Source organism: Streptomyces sp. NPDC001135 (assembly GCF_053598395.1).
Genome location: NZ_JBSFKD010000043.1, coordinates 1 through 21,187, shown reverse-complemented (window position 1 = coordinate 21,187; position 21,187 = coordinate 1). Strand labels below are relative to the sequence as shown.

Here is a 21,187-nt window from a genome sequence, read left to right as displayed (position 1 = left end):
CATGATGCGCGAACCGCTGGCTCGCGACGACTCGTGTCAGCGTCAGGCGGCCACGATGTTCTCGGCCTGCGGGCCCTTCTGGCCCTGCGTGACGTCGAAGCTGACCTTCTGGCCTTCCTGAAGCTCGCGGAAGCCACCGTTGCTGATGATGTTCGAGTAGTGGGCGAACACGTCAGCGCCGCCGCCCTCCTGCTCGATGAAGCCGAAGCCCTTTTCCGCGTTGAACCACTTCACGGTGCCAGATGCCATATTGAATCTCCCTTGAGGGGCAGTGTCGGGCTCCGCACTTTGCGAAGCCGAGTCGCCGCGATGATCACCCCTCCGGAAGGATCCGGAAAGCTCTGCAAAGAAAAAATCTCTGGCAACCAAAACTGCAACTGCTATCACGTTAACACAGGCCGGATGGAGGCGGTCATGCGTTTTCGGGAGCGTCCGGTAATTGTCCTCCCGCGCCGGGGTGTATTTCTGTAGTGGCGGGACTAGGTATCCGCGCCGTGCTCGTCCAGCTTCCGGTGTATTTCCCGGTTCAGACGCAGGGCCTCGTCCAGCTGGTCCTCGAGGGAGACGATGCGGCACGCGGCCTCGATGGGGGTGCCCTGGTCGACGAGCTCACGGGCGCGGCCGGCGATGCGCAACTGGCGGCGGGAATAACGGCGGTGGCCGCCTTCCGAACGCAGCGGAGCGATCAGCCCGACGTCACCGACGGCCCTCAGGAAGGCGGGAGTGGTGCCGAGAACGTCCGCGGCCCGCCCCATGGTGTAGGCGGGATAGTCGTCATCGTCGAGGTTGCCGGCGACGGAGGCGTTCTCAGCGGGCATAGCACCTTCGTTTCGAGGGGCGGCGAGGGAGCCGGTCGTGAGGGGCACTGGTCTGTGAGGGAGTCGGCGCCCTCCGCGTCGTGCGACAACCCTAACTCCGGCAGGCACGGAGATGTGGGCTCGCCGTGGCAGATTTCCCCACTGCCCGGGGCCGCGCTCAGGACGCGGAACCGCCCGGTTCCGCCGTCAGACCGGCGGCGGACACGAGGCGATGCGACCGCCCGCTCGGTCGCGTCCGGCGGCACGACCAGAAGGTCCCTGCGCCCATGTCCGGGTGCCATCAGAACGACGGTGCCCGACGCGTGCGCCGTGGTGGTCCCGCGCACCCGGACGACCTGGTCGCGGACGAGCAGCCGGGCCGGTGCTCCGGTCCACACCGTGCCGTTCACCCGGACACTGAGGATTCGGCCCCAGCCCCGGGGCAGGCCGCCCAGGAGCTGCCGGACTTCTGCCAGGAGATCGGAGGTGCGTGGCCACCACGCCCCGTCGATACGGCGTGGCAGGGCGCTCTCGGGCGCCAGGTACAGGCGGAGGAGGGGCGGGGCCGGCGGTGGAGGCCGTAGGCGGTCGCTCGTCATGAAGGCGTCCTGTCGAGTGGTTCGGCGCGGTACGTCGTCCTGTGCCGGGACGGTGTTCCTCGGCGGCGGGGAACGCGTCGGCTCGGCTCGCCGGTGCGGTCACCCGGCTCGTCGGGGCGGCTCCGCTGCGCCGGGGTCGGCCGTTCGTCCCTCCCAGGCGTCCTGCGCGCTGGCGTATGCGGGGAAGCGCTCGAGGAGACCGGTGCAGCGGAAGACCAGGTCTGTCGTGTGGCCGTCGTAGACGATGCGCAGCCAGCCGCTCCGGGCGCGGCAGTCGTACCAGGCATCGCACAGGGGCGTCAGGATGCTGCAGTCGGTGAAGGTTGCCTCGCTCAGGTCCACGATGAGGAGGAGCCGTCCGGGCCGGGCCGCGCGGGCTTCGGCCAGGGCGCGGGCCAGCGGCGCCACGGTCTGCCTGTCCAGTTCGCCGTGTGCGCGGACGATACGGCACTCCTCGAAGAGTGCGGGCTCGAAGAGTGGGGGCGCGACGTGCCTCATTCCGCCTCCCCTGTCGTGCCCCCGAGGCGGTCGGTCTCGGCGAGGGCCAGCATGCGCGCGCCGGTCAGCGGGTTCTCGGGGTCGGCCGGCTCCACGGCTGTCACCCGGCCGGGCGCCATGACGGTGCACGGCGTGTCGGGCCATTCGGCGGGGTCCACGGTGACCCGTACCGTCGTGTCCGGGTCCGGCTCCAACGAGCCGACGAGCGAGGGAAGTTCGAGCTCCAGCGCATCGCAGCGCGGCCACCAGGCCCCGTCCAGCGGGCCGTGGCTGACGTCCGGGGTGAGGGCCAAGCGAGGCGTGGGCATACGGTACGTGTGCGCGTCGGCCGAAGACGCGCCTTCGGCCTGCGTTCCGCCGGGTTCCATCGTGCGGTCCCGTCCCGGGAGCCGTCGGACGACTGCCCGTTTCGTCACTCGCCGGGAACGGCACCGCCGGTCGCGCTGCGCGAAAGCTCTCGGTCCGGCCAGGTTACCTCCGGACGAGGAGAAGAGGGCCGGTCAGTCGTCCGGCTGTGCCTCCTCCGGCTTCCCCCGGTCTTCCTGTTCCTCCTCTTCCTCCTCCATCAGACGGATGCCCTCATGCGTCAGGGCGACGGTGGCGGGGGTGCGGTGTGATGTCCAGTCCACGCTGATCAGGCCCTCGTCGGCCAGATAGGCGCAGGCGGCGGAGAGGTCCTCGTCGGGCAGGCCCAGTTCGGCGCGCAGCACCGATCCGTTGACCTCGGGGCGGTTGTGCTCGACGGCCCCGTACAGGGACCGCAGGACCGCCTTCCGGTTGTTCTTGCGTTCGCGGAGTTTCGTCATGGCTGTCGTTCTCCGGTTTGACGGCCGCGTGGGGACGGGGGCGACGACGGATCCTCGGGCCGCTCGGATCCGGGTCACACCTCGTCGGCGTGTGTCCGTGTCTGCTCTGTCGAGGTGCTGGTCGTGAGCCAGGACTGTGCGGGTTCCGCCGCTTGAGCGGTGTCGAGGGTGATGTGGAGCCGGGTCCCTCCTGCGCGGCCGGCGGGATAGCTGCGCTGCTCGGTCGAGGCGAAGCAGCGCCGGAGCACTTCGGCGACGCGCCGGGCGACTTCCGGCGTGGCGGCCACGATGCGGACCTCGGCGTGGCTTTCGGAGGGAAAGGGCACGTGCTTCATACGGACCTCCTGCCGGGTGAGGGCGCGACCACGACTCAGGTCCGCTGCCCGACGCCCGTCGACGGTGCGGGGCTGCGGCGCGTCGCCACGGCCACCCCCCTTTGAAGGGTATGCCGGGCAGGGGAGCGTGCGTGCCACGGCCGACCGCTGGTCCGGCCGGGACCGGCGAGGTTGCGGTGCCCGCCCTCGGGCCCAAGCATGGGCTCAGGAGAACCAAGCATGGGCTCAGGAGAACAGCGACAGAGCACATCGGGGGGAACGTCCCGGGAGGACATGAGAGCCATGACGTTTCCCGCCCCCCGGCCCGCCGGCCGTCGCAGGACAAGGCGCACTCCACAGGCATGCGCGCGATCGGCATGACCGACGACGACCGGCCGCTGCGCTGTCTGGTCACCGGTGCCACCGGTTACATCGGCGGCAGGCTGGTGCCGGAGTTGCTGGCCGCCGGGCATTCCGTGCGCTGTCTGGCCCGCGCCCCCGGCAAGCTGCGGGACCACCCGTGGTCCGAGCAGGTGGAGGCCGTGCGCGGGGACGTGACGGACGAGGGGGCCGTACGCGCGGCCATGGAGGGCATGGACGTCGCGTACTACCTGGTGCACGCGCTGGGCACCGGTCGGGGCTTCGAGGAGACCGACCGGCGCGCGGCCAGGATCTTCGGTGAGCAGGCGCGTGCCGCCGGAATCCGCCGGATCGTCTACCTCGGCGGTCTGGGCCCCTCCGGAGTACCCGGGCGCGCACTGTCACCCCATCTGCGGTCCCGGGCCGAAGTGGGCCGCATCCTCCTGGCCTCGGGCGTGCCCACCGCGGTACTGCGGGCAGCCGTGATCATCGGGTCGGGTTCGGCGTCGTTCGAGATGCTGCGGTATCTGACCGAGCGGCTGCCCGTGATGGTGACCCCGAGTTGGGTTCGCACCCGCATCCAGCCCATCGCCGTCCGCGACGTGCTGCGCTTCCTCGTGGGATGCGCGAGGCTGCCGTACGAGGTGAACCGTGCCTTCGACATCGGCGGACCGGACATCGTCACGTACGAGGAGATGATGCGGCGGTACGCCGTCGTCGCCGGGCTGCCGAAACGCGTCATCGTCCCCGTTCCGCTGCTCACCCCCCGACTGTCCAGCCTCTGGGTCGGTCTGGTCACCCCCGTACCGGGTGCTCTCGCGCGCCCGCTGGTCGAGTCGCTGAAGCACGAGGTGGTCTGCGCCGAGCGGGACATCGTCCGTTACGTGCCGGACCCTCCCAAGGGATTGGTCACCCTCGACCGGGCGATCGGGCTGGCTCTGCGGCGCGTGCGGGACGCGGACGTCGCCACCAGGTGGTCATCGGCCTCGACTCCCCGTGCCCCCAGCGACCCGCTGCCCACCGACCCCCACTGGGCGGGGGGCAGCCTCTACACGGATCACCGCGAGCGCACGGTCGGGGCGTCGCCGCAGGCGTTGTGGCGGGTGGTGGAGGCGATCGGCGGCGAGAACGGCTGGTACTCCTCGCCGCTGGCCTGGTCCCTGCGGGGCTGGCTGGACACCCTGGTGGGCGGTGTCGGTCTGCGCCGGGGCCGCCGGGACGCGACCCGGCTGCGGGTCGGCGACAGCCTGGACTTCTGGCGAGTGGAGGAGATCGAGCCGGGCCGGCTGCTCCGGTTGCGCGCGGAGATGCGGCTGCCGGGGCTGGCCTGGCTGGAGATGGCCGTCGACCGGGATCCCCAGGGGCGCACGGTGTACCGGCAGCGGGCCCTGTTCCATCCGCACGGCCTGGCCGGGCACGCCTACTGGTGGGGCGTGGCCCCCTGCCACGCCGCGGTCTTCGGCGGCATGGTCCGCAACATCGCCGCCGCGGCCGAATCGGCCGCCCCGGAACCGGCCCGTACGCACTGAGGGGGCTCAGGGAACTGTGCGCGTCTCGGTCGCCCTGTTCACCGCCGACCTGCGGGTGCACGACAATCCGGTCCTCCAGGCCGCTCTGAAGGACGCGGAACGTGTGGTCCCGCTCTTCGTCGTCGACAGCGGCATCCGCCGCACCGGCTTCGCCGGACCCAACCGCGCGGCGTTCCTCGCCGACAGCCTGGCCGATCTCGACACGGCCCTGCGGGCTCGGGGCGGCCGGCTGGTGGTGCGCGTCGGCGACGTGGTCGAGGAGACCTGCCGGGTGGCGGCGCAGACCGGGGCCGCCGTGGTGCACATCGCGGGTGGGGTGAGCCGCTACGCGGCACGGCGCGAGGACCGGCTGCGCGCGGAGCTGGCCGGCGACCGACGCGAACTACGGGTCCACGACGCCTCGTTGACGGTCGTCCCCCCGGGAGCACTGACACCGGCGGGCAAGGACCACTTCGCCGTCTTCACCCCGTACTTCCGCCGGTGGGAGAGCTTCTCCGTGCGCGGCGTCCTGCCGGCACCGGACGCCGTACGGCTACCGGACGTAGGCTCGGCCGGCCTTCCTCGCGCAAGGTCCCTCGCGTCGGGCTCCGCGTCACCGGGCCTGCCCGCCGGCGGAGAATCCGAGGCCCGCCGCAGGCTGCGGTCATGGCTGGCAGGCCCGCTGTCCGCATACGACGACCGGCACGACGACCTGGCCGCCGACGCGACCTCCCGGCTCTCCCCCTACCTGCACTTCGGCTGCCTCTCACCGACCGAACTGCTGCACCGGGCCCGCGCCCAGGACAGTCCCGGTGCGCACGCCTTCGTTCGCCAGCTCGCCTGGCGGGACTTCCACCACCAGGTCCTGGCGGCCCGCCCCGACGCGGCCGATCACGACTACCGGCCCCGGCACGACCGCTGGCGCCGCGCCACGAAGGAGTTCGAAGCCTGGCAGGACGGCCGCACGGGCTACCCCGTCGTCGACGCCGCCCTGCGACAGCTCCGTCACGAGGGCTGGATGCCGGGCCGGGCCCGCCTGCTCGCGGCAAGCTTTCTCACCAAGACGCTGTACGTGGACTGGCGGGCGGGAGCCCGCCACTTCCTGGACCTCCTGGTCGACGGCGATGTGGCGAACAACCAGCTCAACTGGCAATGGGTCGCCGGGACCGGCACGGACACCCGCCCGAACCGGCTCCTCAACCCACTCGTCCAGGCACGCCGGTACGACCCCCGCGGGGAGTACGTACGCCGCTGGCTCCCCGAGCTCCGCCACCTCGACGCCACCGCGGTCCACCGCGTCCCCCACCTCGACGCAGCCACCCGTGCGGTCCTGGGCTACCCCGCCCCGATCGTGGATCTCGCCGCGGCCGCCGCCCGTTTCAGGGAGCTGCGGAGAGCCGACTGACCGGACAAAACAAACCCCAGGCCGCTGACCGTCCCCGTGCGGCGGCCCAAGCCGTGTGGACGGGCCCGTGACGCCTAACCGGATAGGTGATCCGGATGTGTGTTACCGTCTCGACTAACCGGATGGACTATCCGCTTTTCTCGGGGTGGAGGAGCTCATGACGAAGACAGCTGTGGTCACGGCGGGGACAGGGGGCATCGGCCTGGAGACGGCGCTGGGTCTGGCCGCTGCCGGGTTCGCGGTCACCGTGGTCGGGCGCGACGCGGAACGGGGAGCCGGAGCGGTCGAGCGGATCAACGCGGCGGGCCCGGACGGCGCCGGCCAGTTCCTGTCCGCCGACCTCTCCTCACTCGACCAGGTGCGCGCGCTCGCCGAACGGATCGCCGCCGACCACGCCGCCTCGGGGGAACCGCTGACGGTGCTGGTCAACAACGTCGGAGCGATGTTCCCGCAGCACCGGACCCTGGGCGGCGTCGAGGCGTCCTTCGTCGTCAACCACCTCTCGCCGTACCTGCTGACCGAACTGCTGCTGCCCACCCTCGCCGCCGGGGCGCCCAGCCGGATCGTGAACGTGACCTCGGGCGCGGTCGGCGTAGGCAAGAGGGTGTTCGACGCCGTCGAGCCGCCCGGCGGCTACTACGGCTTCCATTGGTACGGCCGCGCCAAGCTCGCCAACCTCGCCTACACCCTGGACCTGGCCGCCCGACTGGCCGGCACGGGCATATCGGTCCTTGCCGCCGACCCCGGAGGCGCGGCCACCGAGATGACCAACGGCACCCTGACCGACCCGAAGATCGTCTCCCCGCCGCTGCGGCTGCTGTGGCCGCTGGTACGCCGCAGGTTCGAGCGCTCCACCTCCGGCCCGGCGTCGGTGGCAGCCAGGCCCTCGATCGTCGCCGCCACCGACAACGCGTTGACCGGCCGGACCGGCCTGGTCATCGGCCCCCAGGGCCACCCGGTCGCCCCGCTTCGCGCGGCGACCGACCGCCGCCTCGCCGAGGCCGTGCGCCGGCTCAGCGAAGCCCACGCACCCACACCGGCCGACGCAGACGCGTGAACATTCGGCCCCCACGCCCGTCACACCGACAGGGCCGGCCAACGCTCACACGGCCGCGTCGGCCCCTCGCGCCCGCCACCCGGAACACGCCGGACCACCGCCGTGCCCATCCCCACCCGACCGAGGACACGACATGACCAACGCAGTCCCGACCGCCAGTGCCCGCACCGTCCACGGCACCGGCCCCGGCCTCCTCCTCGCCCATGGCGCCGGCGGCGGCATCGACGCCAACTACGGGCCGATCATGGAAGGGCTCGCCGCACAGCACACCGTCGTCGGGGTCGACTACCCCGGCTCAGGACACACCCCCACCACGCCCACGCCCCTGCAGCTGGACCTCATGGCGGACCAGCTCGTCGCCGCGGCGGACGCCGAAGGGCTCGACACGTTCGCCCTCTGCGGATACTCGCTCGGCGGCCCGGTCGCGATCCGAGTGGCCGTCCGCCACCCGCGGCGGGTCACCGCGCTCGTCCTGAGCGCGACCTTCGCCCGCGTGGACACCCGCACCGAGCTGGCCGCCGCGATCTGGCAGCAGCTCTACGACACCGGACAGCACCTTCTGCTCGCCCAGTACCTGACCCAGCTGGCCGTGAGCGCGCCGTTGCTGAACTCCCTCACTCCCGCCCAGGTGCGCGCGGCCGCCGAGCAGACCGCCGCCGCCCTGCCGCCCGGCACCGGCGCCCAGGTCGACCTGGTCCGCCGCGCCGACGTCCGCGACGACCTCGCCGCGATCACCGCCCCGACCCTGGTCGTCGTCACCACCGCCGACACCCTGATACCGGCCACTCTCCAGTACGACCTGGCCGCGGCCATCCCCGGGGCGCAGACCGCCGAGCTCCCCACCGGGCACCTGCCCTTCCTGGAGCAGCCGAACCACTGGCTGGAGGTCATCACCGGCTTCCTCAGCAGGCAGCGCGACCAGCGCTGACAGCCCCGCGGGGGCGGGCTGCCCGGCCCGCCCCCACGGCGGGCGCGTCACCCGGAAACGCCCGCATATGATCGGACGGCAAGCCTGCCTTGAGACGAGCGACCTGGACTGTTCCCCATGACGACCACACCGCTGCGCAAGGACGCCGCCCGCAACTGGGAGCGGATCGTCGCCGTCGCCCGCGACCTGGTCGACCAGGGCACCGAACTACAGCTCAACGACGTCGCACGCCGGGCCGGACTCGGCGTCGGCACGGTCTACCGGCACTTCCCCACGCCCGAGGCGCTGCTGGAGACCGTCGCCACCCCCTGCCTGGAGGCCCTCTCCGAACACGGTCGGCACGCCCTGGACGACACCGACCACGGGCGCGCCCTGGAAGACTTCCTGTCCCGCATCGTCGAAGCACAAATCACCGATGCCGCCCTGCCCCCGGTCGCCGCCACGACCACGGACGCCCTTCCGCGCACCACGGAACTCAAGAAGTCGCTCCAGTCGACCGGGACCACCCTCCTCGAGCGGGCCCGCGACGCCGGGGCCGTCCGCCCCGACCTCGCCGCCGCCGATCTCGTCCCCCTCATGTGCGGTATCGCCCACGCCGTCACCGTCCACGGCGGCACCCTCGCGGACCGCATGCAGACCGCCCACCGCTACCTCGCCACCCTGCTCGGGGGCATGCGTACCGCCACGCCACCGAACGCCTGAGCGGCCCGCCGCCGCCCAAGGGCTCGGCGGCGACAGCCGTGCCGTCCTTGTCCCGGCGGGCGTGAACGGTTCGAGCGTCACTTGTAACGTCCGACGCGCGCGCCGCACTGAGGGGTATGAGCCATGACGACCTGCGTGCGCTGTTCCTCAACTGCACGCTGAAGAAGAGCCCGGAGCGCAGCCACACGCACGGCCTGATCGACCTCAGCTCGCGCATCACGGAGAAGCAGGGCGTTCAGGTCGAGCACGTGCGGCCGATCGATCACGAGATCGCCACCGGCGTGTGGCCGGACATGACCGAGCACGGCTGGGCAACGGGGACGGCGCCACGCACTGCGCCATGAACGTCCTGTACAGCCAACGACTTCACCCACAGGAACACCACGCTCATGACGTGGAACCTGTTGCACCGCTGAGCCCGAGTACCAGCGAGCACCGCCAACGCATCAGCCAGCACCGCCAACACACCAACGAAGGGCCGAACATGACCGTCGAGTCCGTCGAATCCGTCGAGACCGCCCCCACCTGTGCCTACCCGGGCTGCACCATGCCGCCCGAGCCGCACGCCCCCGACGCGCAGGGGCCGGCGCCCCGCTACTGCGGGCACCCCGAGCACAACGCGCTCGGCGCGTTCCGGAAGTTCCGCGCCAAGCGGCAGCAGCGCAAGGAGGACAAGCGCGCGGCGGCCGAGGCCAAGAAGGCGGCCGAGGGGGCCGCGAAGGGGGCTCAGGCGCCGGTCGCCGGGCAGGTCCCGGCCGGCGAGGTGGTGCCCCCGCAGCCCGGACATGCCCCCGTCGCCGATGCGTCCGAGCAGGTCCCGGAGGAAGCCGTGACCAGTGAGAGGGCGGCCATGACAGCGATGGCGACGGTCGAGGCCGACCAGGACGCTCGGTCACGCGACTCCCTGGTCGCGCTCATCGAGCAACTGGCCACCGATCTGCCCGTCTACATCGAGGAGTTGGCGATCATCACCGACTCCGCGGCGGCCGAGGCCCGGATCGAGACGGTCACCCGCGCCTCCGCGCAGCGCATCCTGGCCGCCGAGGAGCGCGCCGCGCTCGCCGAGGAGGCGGCGGACATGGCCGTCGCCGCGCTCGACGCCGCGCAGGAGAAGTTCGCCGAGGAGACCGCGGCGATCCGCGAGGAGGCGGCCCGCCAGGTGGCGGACGCCGCATTCGTCCGGGCCGAGCTGGAGCGCTACCGCGAGCGGGTCGGCTTGCTCGAGGTCCGACTCGACGCCGTCCGCGACGAGACCGACGCGCTGCGCCGCGAGAGGGCCGGGCGCTCCACTGCGGAACAGGAGCGAGCGCGCCCCGCCGAGCAGTGCTGAACAACCGACGGCCCGCGTGAACACCCATCAGAAACGGACATCCCCATGAGCCGAACCAAGCGCCCGGTCCTCTGGATCACCACTGCCGCCGTCGTCGTGGTGGTGGCCGTCGGGCTCTACCTCTTCCAGCCCTGGCGGCTGTTCACCACGCACCGCGTGGATGAGGCGGCTCCCGTGGTGGGCGGCCAACAGGGGGCTGCCGCCGCGCCGTTGGCGTCCGGCAGCTTCATCTCCCACGAGCACTCCACCAGCGGCTCGGTGCAGATCCAGCCGCTCGCCGGCGGGAAGGCGAACCTGCGCCTGACGAACCTGCGTACCTCCGACGGCCCTGCCCTGCACGTCTGGCTCAGCGACCAGCCGGTCAAGCGGGACGGCGGCGGCAACCTCGACGACGGCAAGCACGTCGACCTCGGCAGCCTCAAGGGCAACGAGGGCAACCAGAACTACGCGATCCCGGCGGGCACCGACCTGAAGAAGTTCTCCACGGTGACGATCTGGTGCGAACGCTTCAACGTGTCGTTCGGCGCGGCCGAGCTGAAGCAGAGCGCCTGACGCCCCACGGCTTTCCGGTGGCCGGGAGTCCGACGACTCCCGGCCGCGCCGCCAGGCGGGAACTCCGCTTGCACTTCGAAGTTTCTTCCATTGTCGCAAACACTGAACAAGCCCGGCGTGGCTGCCTGCGCGCCGGCGGCCGGCACCAGCGCGGCGCCCACCGCGACCATGGAGACGGCGTAGGTCGGACCGAGGCCGGGCCGTCCTACGGAGTGCGGGTGATCACTGACGCGGCCAGTCCCGGAAAGCGGAGAGCAGCTGCTGCTTTGCGTCCGGCGAGATGCCGTCCGGGGTCAGTTCGCCCGTCGTGGCGATCGTCCGGCGGAATTGGTCGAGGTAGCGCTCGCACCCGGAGCATTCCGCCAGGTGCTCGATGAAGCGCCGCTCGTCGTCTTCGGGCAGGGCACCCTCAAGGAAATCGGTCACCAGCTCCACGAAGTCAACGCAGTCCACGCTCGTCCCCTCCCGCCGCGACGTCCTGGGCGCTCGACAAGTAGTTCTCCAGCTTACGGCGCAAGACGGCCCTGGCCCGATGGAGGAGGACGCGTTGGTTGCCGGGCGAGATCTCCAGCAAGGAGCACACTTCCTCCGAGCCGTACCCTTCGACATCGCGAAGGGTGATCACCGTGCGGAGGCGGGGCGGGAGTTCGTCGAGCGCCTCCGCTATCACCTCCCGGACTTCGCCGCGCAGCACGTGGTCCTCGGGAATGTGCCAGTGACGCGGTTCCTGCCCGACGGCCCAGTGTCCGGCGTACCGCTCACCGGCGGGACGGAACCGTGCGGCGTCCACCGTCGGCCCCTCCTCCTCCGGCAGCAGGCTGGCGAAGGGAACGGTCCTGCTCTCCTTCGTGCCGCGTGCCTTGGCCGTGTGGACCAGGATCCGGTACACCCATGTCTTCAGCGATGAACGGCCTTCGAAGCCGCCGATACCCCTGATGACCGCCAGCCAGGTGTCCTGGACGGCCTCCTCCGCGGATGCCTTGGTCGACACGAACGACATGGCCAGCCGGAGCATCCCACCTGACCAGGTGTCCAGCACCAGGGCGAACGTCGCCTCGTCACCGTCACGCAGCCGCTGGACCAGGACCTCGTCCGGTGGCAGTACGCTCGCGCCCGCCATTCGTCTGTCTCCTTGCCGGCCGTCAACTGAGGGTGTCAGCTTAGGGCAGTCAAGTGGCCTGCCTGGCCTGTGCCTTCGTTCATGTCCGCCTTCGTTCATGTCCTGGTCAGGATTTCGCAGAGCGGCCGCCCTGGGGCTTGGGGCCGGTTCGGGCAGGGTCTGTGGCATGGCGGCGCAGTGCTGAGCGTCCTTGGGCTCGAATCTCTTCAGTCCGGGATCGAGCCCGGTCGGCTCCTCATATCCGACGGTGCCAGAAGCGGGTGATCACCTCGGGCAGGTCGTCCGGGGGATGGTCCGGGGCTGGTTGCCGTGCATGACGCTCCTGAGGGGGGTGGCGGGTTCAGACGGTGGGGGTGGTGCCGCCGTCGATGACGTGTTCGGCGCCGACGATGGCCGAGGCGCGGTCGGAGACGAGGAAGGCGACGAGCTCGGCGACCTCCTCGGGCCGGTTGGGACGGCCGAGCGGGATGCCTCCCAGGGAGTCCATGAGCCGGCCCAGCGCCGCTTCCTGGCTGATGCCGGCGTCGTGGGCGATCCGGGTGACGAGGTTGTCGGCGGCCGAGGTCTGGACGAAGCCGGGGGAGACGGTGTTGACGCGGACGCCGTGCGGGGCGACCTGGTTGGCCAGGCCCTTGCTGTAGGTGGTCAGGGCGGCCTTGGCGGCGGCGTAGGCCAGGGTGCCGTTCCACAGCGGCATGCGGCGCTGGATCGAGGTGACGTGCACGACCGCGCCCTTGCCCGTGGCGATCATGTGCGGGAGGAGCGCGCGGTCCAGGCGGACGGCGGCCAGCAGGTTCGTGTTCAGCTCCCTTGCCCAGTCGTCCTCGCCCAGCGCGGCGAATCCTCCTGCTGGTGCCTCGGAGCCGCCGAGGTTGTTGACCAGGATGTCGACGCCTCCCATGCGGGCGTCCACCTCGGAGGCGACGTGGGCGGCGCCCTGGGCGGTGGACAGGTCGGCGGTGATGAACGTCTTCTCCTCGACGTCGTCGGGGCGGCTGCGGGCGGTGACCAGCACGGTCGCGCCGGCCTCGGCGAGCCGTCGGGCGATCGCGGCTCCGGTGCCCTTGGTGCCGCCGGTGACCAGAGCGCGTCGGCCTTCGAGGGATTCGCTGATGGACGTGGTCACGTTGTGCTCCGTTCCCGGGCGCGGGCGTACGAGGCGCCGCTCCCGTCGTGACTGCTAAAATCGAAGCTACTAACTTCGACATTAGCAGTAACGGAGGGGATGGTCGCCGTGGCGAGCCGCATCAGGCTGGAGGACCGGGAGTGCCCGCTGTCCACGACGGTGGAACACGTCGGCGAGTGGTGGACACTGCTGATCCTCCACGACGCGTTCGACGGCTACACCCGCTTCGACCAGTTCCAGGAGAGCCTGGGCATCTCCTCCAGCATGCTCACCACCCGGCTGAAGACCCTGGTCGCCGACGGTCTGCTGGAGCGTCGGCCCTACCAGACCAGCCCCGTCCGGCACGAGTACGTCCTGACCGAACTCGGGCGCTCCCTGCGCCCGGTGATCGTCGCCCTCGCGGCGTGGGGCAACTCCCGCCTCACGCCGACGGAGCGCAGCATGATCCTCGTCGACGCGCACACCGGCGAGGAGGTCGAGCCCGTCGTCGTCGACGCCAAAACCGGCCGCCGACTCGACGACAGCGCCGCCTACGTCTTCACCGCAGGCCCCGCAGCCAGCGACGCGATGCGCACCCGCTACGCGGCACGGCCGGCCATTCCCGCGGACGAGGCGTAAGCCCGCCCGGGAGAGCCTCGTTGACACGGGGGCCACCGCCGAGGCCCTGGTGGCCGCCGGCAATCCGAAACCGGCCGAATGCCTCACCAACCGCCCCTGCGCCGAGTACCGACCGGGCCATGCACCCGGAAGGCAACTGGTTCGGCCTCTCGGAACACGGCTTCGGCGGCCCGTGACTGCCGTCCGACGCCACCGGTTCCTGAACCCCGACCAGACGTTCACCGGCCGGCCCGGACGGTCCCAGGGCCGGGGGCTGCACCCCCGCGAACAGCTCCCGGAACCGCCCGGACCAGATCAGCCGGCGAGCCGGTTGACGGCACCGGCGGTGATGCCCTCCATGTAGCCGGGGTCGTCGCTGGGCTGACCGGTGAGTTCGACGATGCCGAACCTGTGGCCGCTGCGGATCACCGCGACGCCGCCGGCAACCTTGCCGTCGCCGCTGAAGGCCGGGTACCAGATTCCCTCGCCGGTCTTGACGGTGATCGTGTGCCCCTTGCCGTAGTACCAGTGACCACGCGGCTCGTCCTGGCAGCCGCGCACCAGCTTGTCGAGCTGCTTCGCGTACGAGGCCGCCGATGTGTCGGTGGTGCCGTCCGCGACGGATTCGGTCAGCGAGGTGCCTTTGGTGTCGAAGGCCCAGGTCACGTCGGCATAGGCGGCGGCCTTCCCCTTGGTCAGCTCTCGCATCGTCTCCTCGCCGGAGCACGCCGAGAGAGCTTGCTTCCCGGTCAGGTCCACCGTCGCGCGGACCGGGTCCAGGCCCTGCTGGAAGAAGTCGTCACTCTGCAACAGGCCGGCGGAGCCGAGGCCGGGTGCGGCAGGAGCGGCGGCAAGGGCGGTCGCCGACCGGCTCGCAGAACCCGCGTCCGCGCCGGCGGCGGGAAGCGCGCCGATGCCGACCGCTATCAGGGCGGCACCGACGGAGGCGGCTATGCCTGCGGTACGACCGCGACGCGCGGACTTCCTGCGGCCTGCCTGGTTGTCGAACATCTCATCTCCTGTCTGGTCGCGACGCGGTGGGCGTCGTCGTACATCTGGGAGATGCCGGAGGTGCGGGAGATGTTGGATGGCGATCCACCGCGATCAATGTGACCCGTGTCACGTCCGCTGGTGGGGCGGGGGTGGTCTCAGAGCCGTGTCACGGCCGCACGGACGATCCGCGTCATCGCAGCCGTGTCCAGGCAGGCATCGATCTCCAGGACCCCGTAGTGCGAGCCGTTGCGGAGTACGGCGACGCCTCCACACGGCTCCTTGTCTCGTGGCGCGGTTCCTGTGGTGTTCAGGTCGCCGCCGTACACACCCATCCAACTCGCGGTGATGTCCGCAGCGACGTCAATCGTGTGCGTCGGCCCGTAGATCCAGTGGGTGGCGGGCTCGCTCTGGCACGGCACTTCCTCCAACAGCAGGCGTTGCGCGTAGTTCTGAGCCAGCGCGCGGCTCCTGGCGTCGTCGGCGACTTCGCGTGCGACCTGATCGTCGATGTTCGCCGCCTCGGTGGGGTCGCCGGGGCCTGTGTCCTTGCTCGTCACCAACCCGCGGAAGTGCGCGTCGTACGCTCCCAGCGTCTCACCGAGGGTCTTCTCGCCGGTGCAGGTCGCGTTGGCGTAGTTGCCGTCTCCGACGCGGTCCCGCACGTAGATGCGCTTGGAGAGACCAACCTTCCGGAACTCGGCCGCTGTCAACAAGTGCCGGTTCGTCATGGGCCCGCTCGCGGGCCTCGGCGTCGGAGAGCCGTTGCCCGGCGAGGACGCCGCAGCGCCTGGCGTCACCCTCGGGGTGGCCGGAGCAGAGGGCGCGGGCAGGACGAACCGGCCGGTCAACAGACCGAGTCCGATGGCTACCGCCAGGATGACGACGATCGTCCGAGCACGCACGGCAGCACCTCCCGGCCCGCGGTCGAGCTGAAGCCAGGTGGGAGCGGGAAGACCGGGGCGTCTCAGAGGCCACCGCCGAGGCGGTCCCGCATGAAGCGACGGGCCTGATGGATGCGGTCCTTGACCGTGCCCAGAGGAGCACCGGTGATCTCGGCGACCTGAAGATAGGTCAGGTCGCCGAGATCGCGGAGCACGAAGGACTCCACCAGGGCCGGGTGCCGCTCCTCCAGTGCGGCCAGCGACTCCATCAGGTCCAGACGGGTCCCCGCGATGACGCTCGTCGTCCGTGGGTCGACACCGTCGGGGACGACGGCATGACTGTCCTCCGCCCGTCGGCGCATCGAGCGGTACGTGGACCTGGCGGCGTTCGAGGCGATCACTGTCACCCAGCCGAGGAACGAGCCCCGCCCGGTGTACTCGTGCAGATGTGTGCTGATGGACAACAGGGCGTCCTGCGCGGCCTCTTCGGCGTCGGCATGGTGCGGAAGAAACCGGGAGCAGCGGCGCATCACGGTGGGCCGAAGCCTGACGAGGAGGCGGTCCAGGGACGCCCGGTCACCTGCCTGGGCGGACGCCACGAGGTGCGTCAGCTCATCCTCCTCGAGCACCCTGCTGTCCCCCCGCTATCGTCCGACCTGGACCCCACCGGGTCGCACGGAAGTTCCCGACCACCGCCAGCCACATCCGCCACATCGCCCCGGAAAAATGTTGCCACATGCAGAAGCTAGGTCGTTATCTCCTTGAGGACAGGCTGGGAGCCGGTTCGTTCGCCACCGTCTGGAAGGCATACGACCCCGAGCTCGACACCGATGTCGCGGTCAAGGTGCTGGCCGACAACTGGGCGTCGAACGCCGATGTACGACAGCGCTTCCTGGCGGAGGCGAGGCTGCTCCGCAGGATCTCCAGCCCACGTGTCGTGCGCGTTCACGACGTCGGCGTCCAGGACGACCGGCCGTACTTCGTCATGGACTACGTCCGAGGCGGCACGCTGGCCGAGAAGACAGGGCACTGCCGGCCCGCGGAGGCGCTCCGGCTCGCGGCCGAGGCCGGGTACGCGGTTCAGGTGCTCCATGACGCGGGCGTCATCCACCGCGACATCAAGCCGTCGAACCTCCTGCTCGACGCCGGCCGCACGCCTGCCGCCGTACTTGTCGCGGACCTCGGCAGCGCGAAGCAACTGGCCGACGCGTCGGGGCTGACAGTCACCACCGGCACTCCCGCGTACATGGCGCCCGAACAGGCCTTCCAGACGGGTGGGTTCGACGGCCGAGCCGATGTGTACGCCCTCGGTGTCGTCGCGTTCGAGTTGTTGACCGGACGCAAGCCGTTCGGGTCGGGCGGTCGCACAGTCCTCGTGACGCAGCAGGCGTCGACGTCGTCGTTGCCGTCCCTGCCCAGGGAGCTGGGGGTTCCGGACGGCGTCGAAACACTGCTGCGCGCTGCGCTGTCCGTGGAACCTGACGAACGACCGCAGAGCGCACAGGCGTTCGCGGATGCGCTGCTGTCACGGGAGGAAGAGGAGTGGGCGTCGGTCAGGCCTTCAGGGCCGACGCGCCTGATGGTCTGGCTTGCGGCGGTCGTCGTGTACCTGATGACAGCGGTGCTGACCTGGTTGTTCCGCTGAACTTGCGGGTACCGCGTCCCCTACGGAAGGTGCCGCCTGTTCGCGAGCGCCGCAGCGGGTTGGCCGAGCTGCACAAGATCGCCAGCACCCTCGGAGTGGGCACCGGGGCGATGTGGCCGCGGCCTATGCGGATGCCAACGGCGGTCGCCGGGAAATCAGCGTCGGGGCGGCAACCTTCTCGTCCCCTGCGGCAACTGGGAGCCGAAAGGCCGAGTCGAACTACCGGATGGACGGGCATGAGGGCAACGAAGCACGCCGCGCCGCAACCGTGTCGCAGGCGCGGACTGGGCACGGGCGTTCCTGTGCGGGGCCGCCGGCGGCTGCCCCGCACCGACTGCAACTACTTCCTGTCCGCCGATGGCACCGGCTGCGGCGGGGCGCTCAGGATCACCGACATCTACGGGGAGCAGCTGACCGCCGACGGCATCGCCGTTCGGATCCCGGGCCTGGGCGCTGCTAGGCTGCGCCCCCATTGTTAAACGCGCAACTAACGTGCACATCATTGCCAGGAGAGGGCGGGGGATGCTCCTCGATGACGCGTCCGCGGAGTTCCACGAATTCTTCGAACGCCACTATGTCGAACTCGCCCGTCTGGCACACCTCCTGACCGGCGAGACCGACGCGGCGGACGACCTCGCGGCGGATGCCCTGGTCGCCCTGTGGCAGCGCTGGGACCGGTTGCGGCAGGCCGACCACCCGCTCGCCTACGCCCGCGGTGTGGTGGCCAACCTGGCGCGCGGACGGATCCGCAGCGCGGTGCGCGAGCGACTCCGGGTCACGCTGTTCTGGTCCCGCAGCCCCGAGAAGGTGGAGGGGCCGGACATGGCGGCCGTGCTGGACGTCCGCGCGGCGCTCGCCCGGCTGCCGTTCCGCAAGCGCGCCTGCGTGGTGCTGCGGCACGCCTTCGACCTGTCGGAGAAGGACACGGCGGCAGCGCTGGGCATATCGGTCGGTACGGTGAAGAGCCAGACCTCGAAGGGAATGGCCGAGCTGGAAAGGATACTGGGCGCGCGAGCGGTCGGGGACCTGGTGGCAGGGAGGAGGAACCGGTGAACGAGGAGATCGCCCGTCGGCTGCGCGAGGCCGCCGAGGCCCACCGGCCCGACCGTGCCCGGATGCTGGCCCGGGTGCAACGCGGCATGGCCGGCCCCGCCGTCCGCCACCGCGCGCGGCCGTTCGCGAGGTCCGGGACCAGGGTCGCGCTCGCCGGGCTCGCCGCCACCGGCATCCTGGCGACCGGCGGCCTCGCCGTCGCCGCCATCGTCGCGCACTCGTCGCCGTCGGCCACCGTGACCACCCCTTCCACCCCGTCCCCGACCGCCGGCTCCCCGCACCCGACATCGGCCCGCCCCACCCCCGTCGCGCCGGCCCCGGCCACCACCCCGGGCAGCGCGCACCCGACTCCGCCGGCCACCAGTCCATCACCGTCCGCCGGCGAGAGCCGGAACGGGCCGCTGTGGGCGGCCGGCTCGGTGGACCCGCACAGCACCGTCTACTGGACGCAGAGCAACCTCGCCCTCAAGACGACCCGGGCGCTCACCTCGCTCACGATCGAGATGCGGATCGTGCAGACCGGCGGGGTGAAGAACACCGGCACCTGGCAGACCCTGCCGAGCGCTGACTTCACCGTCACCGCCCAGGAGGCCGGCGGCACCCTGGTCTACCGCTGGGTCCTCAAGCCGGGCCTGACCGTGCCGGCCGGGAGCCATGAGTTCGCCGCCCAGTTCAACAACGGCACCGGCGCGCGCAGTGCGGCGGGCGACGGCTACCGCGTCGAGGCGCAGGGTTCGGGCGGCTCCGCGTCGGTCCGGGGAGGGTTCGTCCCGACCCGGTGAACGCCGCTGGGCGGCAAAGGGAGGAGTCCCCTTGCCGCCCGGCTCGACGGGAGAACACGTACCGGAACTGCTGGCGCGGGGTCCAGTCGGCCGGGCCGGCGTTGGTCCCGTCGCCGTAGGTGGCCTCCACGGTGGCCGGCGGGTCGCCGTGCAACTGGGTGGGGACGGTGACGGCGGCCGTGAAAATTCTTCCCCCGATCGCGGCAACCTTTGTGTGCGTGGCGGCAACTGGCGGGTAACCAGGGCCGGATCAAGGCCCGTTGTGCCAGAAGGACATGCCGTTGTCAGATCAGAACCGCCCTCATCGCCGCCGTCCGGCAACCCGCCGCGTGCTCGCCGCCGCCGTGGTCCTCGCCGCCGCGGGTGCCGCCGTACCGCTGGTCGCCCAGGCCGCTCACACGCCGAAAGCCCGCACGCCGACCCTGGCCGCCGCGGCGGCCGGCAGCGGCCGCTACTTCGGTACGGCGGTGGCCTCGGGCAGGCTCGGCGACTCGCCGTACTCCACGATTCTCGACCGGGAATTCAACATGATCACCCCGGAGAACGAGATGAAGTGGGACACCACCGAACCGTCCCGCGGCACCTTCGACTTCGGCCCGGCCGACTCGATCGTCGGCCACGCCTCCGCACACGGGCAGCGGATGCGCGGCCACACCCTGGTGTGGCACTCGCAACTGCCCGGCTGGGTGAAGTCCATCACCGACGCCCACACCCTGCGCAGTGTGATGGACAACCACATCACCACCGAGATGACCCACTACAAGGGCAAGATCTACGCCTGGGACGTGGTCAACGAGGCGTTCGCCGACGGCGGCAGCGGTCAGCACCGCAGCTCGGTCTTCCAGGACGTGCTGGGCAACGGCTTCATCGAGGAAGCCTTCCGCACCGCCCGGAACGCCGACCCCTCCGCCAAGCTCTGCTACAACGACTACAACATCGAGAACTGGACCGACGCCAAGACGCAGGGTGTCTACGCGATGGTCAAGGACTTCAAGTCCCGCGGTGTGCCCATCGACTGCGTCGGCTTCCAGAGCCACTTCGGCGCAGGCGGCCCGCCGGCCGGCTACCAGACCACTCTGTCCAAGTTCGCCGCGCTCGGCGTGGACGTCCAGATCACCGAACTCGACATCGCCCAGGCGTCACCGACGGCGTACGCAGGCGCCGTCCAGGCGTGCCTGAACGTCGCCCGGTGCACGGGCATCACGGTGTGGGGCATCCGCGACAGCGACTCCTGGCGCACCGGTGAGAACCCGCTGCTGTTCGACGCGGGCGGCACCAAGAAGCCCGCCTACAACGCGGTACTCACCGCCCTGGGCGGCAGCAGCGGCGGCACGCCGGACGAGGGCGGCATCACCTCCGGCACCGTCTACACGCTCTCCGACGTGGCCGCCGGACGCGTCCTCGACGAGCCTGCGGGACAGAACGGAAACGGCACCCCGCTCCAGGTGTGGGACGCCAGTGGTGCCTCCCATCAGCAGTGGCGGGCCGACCGGAACAGCGACGGCTCCTACACGCTGACCGACGTCGCCAGCGGCCGGGTCCTGGACGAGCCGGGCAACCAGACGGGCAACGGGACGAGGACGCAGGTCTGGGACTCGAACGGCGGCGCCAACCAGCACTGGCGAGCCCACCAGAACGACGACGGCTCCTACACGCTGACCAACGTCGCCAGCGGCCGCGCGCTGGAGATCCCCGGCGGCCGGACCGCCAACGGCACCCCCGTCCAGGTCTGGGACTCGGCCGGCGGCGCCAACCAGCACTGGAACCTCAGGACCGCGAAGCCCAGGCCGACGAGCAGCACGTGCGCCCTGCCGTCGACGTACCGGTGGGCGTCGACGGGTGCGCTGGCGCAGCCGGCGAACGGGTGGGACGCGGTGAAGGACTTCACCGACGTCGTGTACAACGGCAAGCACCTGGTCTACGCGTCGAGCGTGTCGGGATCGTCGTACGGCTCGATGGCCTTCAGTCCCTTCACGAGCTGGTCGGACATGGCGTCGGCCGGCCAGACCGGGATGAGCCAGAAGGCGGTGGCGCCCACCCTGTTCTACTTCGCGCCCAAGAAGATCTGGGTGCTGGCGTCCCAGTGGGGCGCGTCGCCCTTCGTCTACCGCACGTCGAGCGACCCCACCCACCC

27 protein-coding genes and 1 pseudogene are annotated in these 21,187 nt (G+C 71.0%); 14 read left to right on the top strand and 14 right to left on the bottom strand.

Annotated features, from left to right (window positions below; translation table 11 throughout):
* Nucleotides 1-42: 42 nt before the first annotated feature.
* The 7 genes from ACWC94_RS36810 to ACWC94_RS36780 form a co-directional block, all read right to left on the bottom strand.
* Nucleotides 43-249 carry a cold-shock protein gene (locus ACWC94_RS36810; RefSeq protein WP_189957423.1) on the bottom strand — a complete coding sequence of 69 codons (207 nt, stop codon included), beginning with the start codon at nt 247-249 and terminating at the stop codon, nt 43-45.
* A gap of 230 nt (nt 250-479) precedes the next feature.
* Entirely contained in the window at nt 480-818 is a 339-nt protein-coding gene (locus ACWC94_RS36805; RefSeq protein ID WP_450801633.1) for a helix-turn-helix domain-containing protein, read from the bottom strand.
* Nucleotides 710-1,396: a DUF5994 family protein gene (locus ACWC94_RS36800; RefSeq protein ID WP_450801632.1), complete on the bottom strand. Its 687-nt coding sequence runs from the start codon at nt 1,394-1,396 to the stop codon at nt 710-712. Before ACWC94_RS36800 ends, ACWC94_RS36805 begins: the two co-directional genes overlap by 109 nt.
* A 99-nt stretch (nt 1,397-1,495) precedes the next feature.
* Nucleotides 1,496-1,894 (bottom strand): STAS domain-containing protein, encoded by a 399-nt coding sequence (locus ACWC94_RS36795; RefSeq protein ID WP_450801631.1) that lies wholly within the window; start codon nt 1,892-1,894, stop codon nt 1,496-1,498.
* Nucleotides 1,891-2,202: a DUF5994 family protein gene (locus tag ACWC94_RS36790; protein ID WP_450801630.1), complete on the bottom strand. Its 312-nt coding sequence runs from the start codon at nt 2,200-2,202 to the stop codon at nt 1,891-1,893. Before ACWC94_RS36790 ends, ACWC94_RS36795 begins: the two co-directional genes overlap by 4 nt.
* 192 nt (nt 2,203-2,394) lie before the next feature.
* Nucleotides 2,395-2,700 (bottom strand): hypothetical protein, encoded by a 306-nt coding sequence (locus ACWC94_RS36785; RefSeq protein WP_450801629.1) that lies wholly within the window; start codon nt 2,698-2,700, stop codon nt 2,395-2,397.
* A gap of 74 nt (nt 2,701-2,774) precedes the next feature.
* Nucleotides 2,775-3,035 (bottom strand): hypothetical protein, encoded by a 261-nt coding sequence (locus ACWC94_RS36780; protein ID WP_450801628.1) that lies wholly within the window; start codon nt 3,033-3,035, stop codon nt 2,775-2,777.
* A gap of 341 nt (nt 3,036-3,376) precedes the next feature.
* Between ACWC94_RS36780 and ACWC94_RS36775 the strand changes: the two genes are divergently transcribed.
* The 8 genes and pseudogenes from ACWC94_RS36775 to ACWC94_RS36740 all read left to right on the top strand — a co-directional run bounded on the left by ACWC94_RS36775 (nt 3,377) and on the right by ACWC94_RS36740 (nt 10,856).
* Nucleotides 3,377-4,903, top strand: coding sequence for an SDR family oxidoreductase (locus tag ACWC94_RS36775; protein WP_450801627.1), 1,527 nt, complete (start codon nt 3,377-3,379; stop codon nt 4,901-4,903).
* A gap of 16 nt (nt 4,904-4,919) precedes the next feature.
* Nucleotides 4,920-6,287: a cryptochrome/photolyase family protein gene (locus ACWC94_RS36770; RefSeq protein ID WP_450801626.1), complete on the top strand. Its 1,368-nt coding sequence runs from the start codon at nt 4,920-4,922 to the stop codon at nt 6,285-6,287.
* Nucleotides 6,288-6,444: 157 nt separating this feature from the next.
* Nucleotides 6,445-7,344 (top strand): SDR family NAD(P)-dependent oxidoreductase, encoded by a 900-nt coding sequence (locus ACWC94_RS36765; protein ID WP_450801625.1) that lies wholly within the window; start codon nt 6,445-6,447, stop codon nt 7,342-7,344.
* A 133-nt stretch (nt 7,345-7,477) separates the two neighbouring features.
* Nucleotides 7,478-8,272 carry an alpha/beta fold hydrolase gene (locus ACWC94_RS36760; RefSeq protein WP_450801624.1) on the top strand — a complete coding sequence of 265 codons (795 nt, stop codon included), beginning with the start codon at nt 7,478-7,480 and terminating at the stop codon, nt 8,270-8,272.
* A gap of 117 nt (nt 8,273-8,389) precedes the next feature.
* Nucleotides 8,390-8,974, top strand: a complete 585-nt coding sequence (locus ACWC94_RS36755; RefSeq protein ID WP_450801623.1) for a TetR/AcrR family transcriptional regulator — start codon at nt 8,390-8,392, stop codon at nt 8,972-8,974.
* A gap of 116 nt (nt 8,975-9,090) precedes the next feature.
* A pseudogene (locus tag ACWC94_RS36750) lies at nt 9,091-9,303 on the top strand (flavodoxin family protein); the annotation flags it as partial.
* A 155-nt stretch (nt 9,304-9,458) separates the two neighbouring features.
* Complete coding sequence (locus tag ACWC94_RS36745) at nt 9,459-10,304, top strand: hypothetical protein (RefSeq protein WP_450801622.1); 846 nt, start codon at nt 9,459-9,461, stop codon at nt 10,302-10,304.
* A gap of 45 nt (nt 10,305-10,349) precedes the next feature.
* Complete coding sequence (locus tag ACWC94_RS36740; RefSeq protein ID WP_450801621.1) at nt 10,350-10,856, top strand: DM13 domain-containing protein; 507 nt, start codon at nt 10,350-10,352, stop codon at nt 10,854-10,856.
* 222 nt (nt 10,857-11,078) lie between these two features.
* Here the strand turns inward: ACWC94_RS36740 and ACWC94_RS36735 are convergent, their stop codons facing one another.
* The 3 genes from ACWC94_RS36735 to ACWC94_RS36725 all read right to left on the bottom strand — a co-directional run bounded on the left by ACWC94_RS36735 (nt 11,079) and on the right by ACWC94_RS36725 (nt 13,102).
* Nucleotides 11,079-11,291, bottom strand: coding sequence for a zf-HC2 domain-containing protein (locus ACWC94_RS36735; RefSeq protein ID WP_450801620.1), 213 nt, complete (start codon nt 11,289-11,291; stop codon nt 11,079-11,081).
* Between the two features lie 4 nt (nt 11,292-11,295).
* Nucleotides 11,296-11,976 carry an RNA polymerase sigma factor gene (locus ACWC94_RS36730; protein WP_450801619.1) on the bottom strand — a complete coding sequence of 227 codons (681 nt, stop codon included), beginning with the start codon at nt 11,974-11,976 and terminating at the stop codon, nt 11,296-11,298.
* A 340-nt stretch (nt 11,977-12,316) separates the two neighbouring features.
* A complete protein-coding gene (locus ACWC94_RS36725; protein WP_450801618.1) occupies nt 12,317-13,102 on the bottom strand; it encodes an SDR family oxidoreductase in 786 nt (261 codons plus the stop codon).
* Nucleotides 13,103-13,201: 99 nt separating this feature from the next.
* Here ACWC94_RS36725 and ACWC94_RS36720 point away from each other — a divergent pair, with 99 nt between their 5' ends.
* Complete coding sequence (locus ACWC94_RS36720; RefSeq protein ID WP_450801617.1) at nt 13,202-13,720, top strand: winged helix-turn-helix transcriptional regulator; 519 nt, start codon at nt 13,202-13,204, stop codon at nt 13,718-13,720.
* Nucleotides 13,721-14,014: 294 nt separating this feature from the next.
* Here the strand turns inward: ACWC94_RS36720 and ACWC94_RS36715 are convergent, their stop codons facing one another.
* From ACWC94_RS36715 to ACWC94_RS36705, 3 genes are all read right to left on the bottom strand, one after another.
* On the bottom strand, nt 14,015-14,710 hold the full coding sequence (locus tag ACWC94_RS36715) for a hypothetical protein (protein ID WP_450801616.1): 696 nt from the start codon (nt 14,708-14,710) through the stop codon (nt 14,015-14,017).
* A 137-nt stretch (nt 14,711-14,847) separates the two neighbouring features.
* Nucleotides 14,848-15,420 (bottom strand): hypothetical protein, encoded by a 573-nt coding sequence (locus tag ACWC94_RS36710; protein WP_450801615.1) that lies wholly within the window; start codon nt 15,418-15,420, stop codon nt 14,848-14,850.
* Between the two features lie 236 nt (nt 15,421-15,656).
* Entirely contained in the window at nt 15,657-16,202 is a 546-nt protein-coding gene (locus ACWC94_RS36705) for an RNA polymerase sigma factor (protein ID WP_450801614.1), read from the bottom strand.
* A gap of 107 nt (nt 16,203-16,309) precedes the next feature.
* On the opposite strand from ACWC94_RS36705, the gene ACWC94_RS36700 reads away from it, so the two are divergent.
* The 4 genes from ACWC94_RS36700 (at nt 16,310) to ACWC94_RS36685 (ending at nt 19,053) form a co-directional block, all read left to right on the top strand.
* Nucleotides 16,310-17,218 (top strand): serine/threonine-protein kinase, encoded by a 909-nt coding sequence (locus tag ACWC94_RS36700; protein ID WP_450801613.1) that lies wholly within the window; start codon nt 16,310-16,312, stop codon nt 17,216-17,218.
* Nucleotides 17,219-17,454: 236 nt separating this feature from the next.
* Complete coding sequence (locus ACWC94_RS36695) at nt 17,455-17,697, top strand: hypothetical protein (protein WP_450801612.1); 243 nt, start codon at nt 17,455-17,457, stop codon at nt 17,695-17,697.
* A 43-nt stretch (nt 17,698-17,740) separates the two neighbouring features.
* Nucleotides 17,741-18,271 carry a SigE family RNA polymerase sigma factor gene (locus ACWC94_RS36690; RefSeq protein ID WP_450801611.1) on the top strand — a complete coding sequence of 177 codons (531 nt, stop codon included), beginning with the start codon at nt 17,741-17,743 and terminating at the stop codon, nt 18,269-18,271.
* Complete coding sequence (locus tag ACWC94_RS36685; protein WP_450801610.1) at nt 18,268-19,053, top strand: hypothetical protein; 786 nt, start codon at nt 18,268-18,270, stop codon at nt 19,051-19,053. Before ACWC94_RS36690 ends, ACWC94_RS36685 begins: the two co-directional genes overlap by 4 nt.
* Here the strand turns inward: ACWC94_RS36685 and ACWC94_RS36680 are convergent.
* Entirely contained in the window at nt 18,944-19,240 is a 297-nt protein-coding gene (locus tag ACWC94_RS36680; protein ID WP_450801677.1) for a hypothetical protein, read from the bottom strand. The two genes, ACWC94_RS36685 and ACWC94_RS36680, sit on opposite strands and share 110 nt — an antisense overlap.
* Nucleotides 19,241-19,328: 88 nt before the next feature.
* Between ACWC94_RS36680 and ACWC94_RS36675 the strand changes: the two genes are divergently transcribed.
* The coding region (locus ACWC94_RS36675; RefSeq protein ID WP_450801609.1) for a non-reducing end alpha-L-arabinofuranosidase family hydrolase at nt 19,329-21,187 on the top strand (1,859 nt) is incomplete at its 3' end.